The organism is Halomonas sp. AOP43-A1-21 (genome assembly GCF_052376775.1).
Taxonomy (GTDB): Bacteria; Pseudomonadota; Gammaproteobacteria; order Pseudomonadales; family Halomonadaceae; genus Vreelandella; species Vreelandella colorata.
This window is the reverse complement of sequence record NZ_JBQSWC010000105.1, coordinates 1-487: the sequence shown is the minus strand read 5'-3', so window position 1 is coordinate 487 and position 487 is coordinate 1. Positions and strand designations below refer to the sequence as shown.

1 pseudogene is annotated in these 487 nt (G+C 50.5%); it reads right to left on the bottom strand.

The features are described 5' to 3' along the window. Positions 1 to 479, bottom strand: a pseudogene (locus ACT3R7_RS20750) (transposase); the annotation flags it as partial. Positions 480 to 487: the final 8 nt, after the last annotated feature.

Sequence of the window (487 nt, the reverse complement as noted above, 5' to 3'; positions counted from 1 at the left end):
ATAGACCTTGCGATAGCCATATACACCGCCACTTTCAAGCCACGCATGCTTGATCAATCCCAATAGACGCTGATCATCCCGGTCTCGATTAGACAGTGCTTTTTTACACCATGCATAGTAGCCACTAGGATGCACGGCCATCATGCGGCACAAGCGCCGTACCGGATATTGACTCGCATGCTTTTGAATAAACGCGTACCTCAGTCGGACTCTCTGGCGAAGTACGCGGTGGCCTTTTTTAATATATCTCGCTCTTCTGACACGCGTTTTAATTCAGCCTTTAAACGACGGTTTTCAGCTTGGAGATCATCGTCTTCTTGCCGTTGTTCTACCGGCTTATCGTAGCGCTTGATCCAGTGGTACAAGCTGTGGCCTGACACGCCCAAACGCTCAGCGACCTCGGCAACTCGATGGCCACGCTCTACCACCTGTTTAACGGCTTCGATTTTGAATTCTTCAGTGTAACGGGGACGGCTCATGGATCCTC